We start from the raw sequence: 1,640 nt of genomic DNA, 5'->3' as shown, positions 1-1,640 counted from the left end.
CGACGAGTTTATTTTCGATCGGCAATGCAGCTAATGGCTTACTTGTCAAGAACTTTGTCGCGGGCAAGGGTACCTGCTGGGGGAAATTTACCGCTGCTGGCTCCTGTAGACCTGTTGGTTTGGGAGTATCGAGGACAGCTTTGCCCAATACGCCGATCGCCCCGACGCATAAAGTTAGCAACAGCGATTGACGGGCAAGATTGCGCACAGAAATCATCACTCTGACTCCTGCGCTGACTCAGGCTTGAATAGATCGAGCAATACCCACACCAGTAAAACTAGTAACCCGGTGCCAATGACGGAAAACACCAGCGAACCCGAACCTGTATGCCAATACTCAAAAGCCGCCATCTGTTTTTGAGATACTAAAATTGCCATTAGCGATACCCGCATGGCATTTACCAGAAAGCCAATGGCGACGGCGGCGACAGGCAGCATCAATTTCTGAAACCATTTCCACGGTAGGGGCAATAGTGCTAAAAATAAAACTGACATCCCGAGTAATTGCGTCATTGCCACGACACCAGAACAGCCACTGTAAACTTGGACGCTACCACCTGGCAACTCCAGATTAATGCCATTTTGGGTCACGGCAACGCCCGAGTACCACAGCATCGAAGTCGCAAATTTAGCTGTCAGTGGTGCGGGATCGGTCAGCTTTGCCAGCAGTACTTCCGGGATGCCCGCAAAAAATAACAGCATAATCTCGCGCCCATATTCCCGCAGTCCCTGAAAACCAGCCGCGATCGTCGCCAGTCCAATACTAGCTAGAAACGGATACCCAATTAAAAAAGATTCTTCACAGTAGCCGCTACTTTTGAGCAACAATAGCGACAGCAACAGCGCCCCAAAGACACTGGCAACTGGCCCGGTATGGAACTGAAGTTTGTCCTTGCGTTCCCAAATTAGGTAGGCAGCAGTCGCCCAAAACAGCGTCGTGGTAATCTGACGATCGGAACTGCTCAGTTTGTAGATGAGGGTGAGATTTATGGCAATGACCGCCACACCAAGTACCAACAATAAAAAAGCTGGGGATGTGGGCGAAATACGTTTGAATAAAGCCTGTTGGTTCATACTGGCGATGATTTGGATCGATTACCCACATTGACGATTGAGCAAAGCTCACACTTCGCGAACGCACGAGATCGGGGCGTGGGGTTTCCCCATTACTCTAAGATTTAGAGTTGTTTTTGATGACAATATCCTATCACCATCAGCCGCACTCAGCCGCACTCAACTGCCGATCGCAAAGTGTCACTTTTGCTCGCTCGCGACCACATATAATTTAGTAGTTGTATCGGGATGAATGCTTGAATTATTGGTTGATGAAGTCCGAACCTGATGTCTATGGTATTAGCGATCTGGAGCGCGATCGTTACACCATCTGGGATGGAGTCCGTAATTACCAGGCTCGAAATTTTCTTAAATCCATGCAGGTTGGAGATTTAGCTTTTTTCTATCACTCCAATACGCAGCCGCCCGGTATCGTCGGATTGATGCAGATCGTTGAGTCTCAAGTCGTCGATCCCAGTCAATTCGATCCGACTGGGGACTATTATGACTCCAAAGCCACCACAGCCGCCCCTCGCTGGCATACCGTCAAAGTCGAATTCGTCCGCGCTTTTGGGGCGAAGATGACC

At 49.4% G+C, this 1,640-nt stretch carries 3 protein-coding genes; 1 reads left to right on the top strand and 2 read right to left on the bottom strand.

Annotated elements, in window-relative coordinates; all coding sequences use genetic code 11:
* Together RMO35_RS17730 and crtA are read right to left on the bottom strand one after the other, a co-directional pair.
* On the bottom strand, positions 1 to 217 hold a 217-nt coding region (locus RMO35_RS17730; protein WP_309742705.1), incomplete at its 3' end, for a hypothetical protein.
* Positions 217 to 1,074 carry a cyanoexosortase A gene (gene crtA / locus RMO35_RS17725; protein ID WP_309742703.1) on the bottom strand — a complete coding sequence of 286 codons (858 nt, stop codon included), beginning with the start codon at positions 1,072 to 1,074 and terminating at the stop codon, positions 217 to 219. The genes RMO35_RS17730 and crtA, both read right to left, overlap by 1 nt.
* Positions 1,075 to 1,325: 251 nt before the next feature.
* Here crtA and RMO35_RS17720 point away from each other — a divergent pair.
* A partial coding sequence (locus tag RMO35_RS17720; protein WP_309742701.1) for an EVE domain-containing protein occupies positions 1,326 to 1,640 on the top strand: 315 nt, incomplete at its 3' end.

The organism is Chamaesiphon sp. OTE_20_metabat_361, from assembly GCF_031364565.1.
Note: the sequence above shows the minus strand (reverse complement) of the source record. Positions and strands in the feature narration are given on the sequence as shown.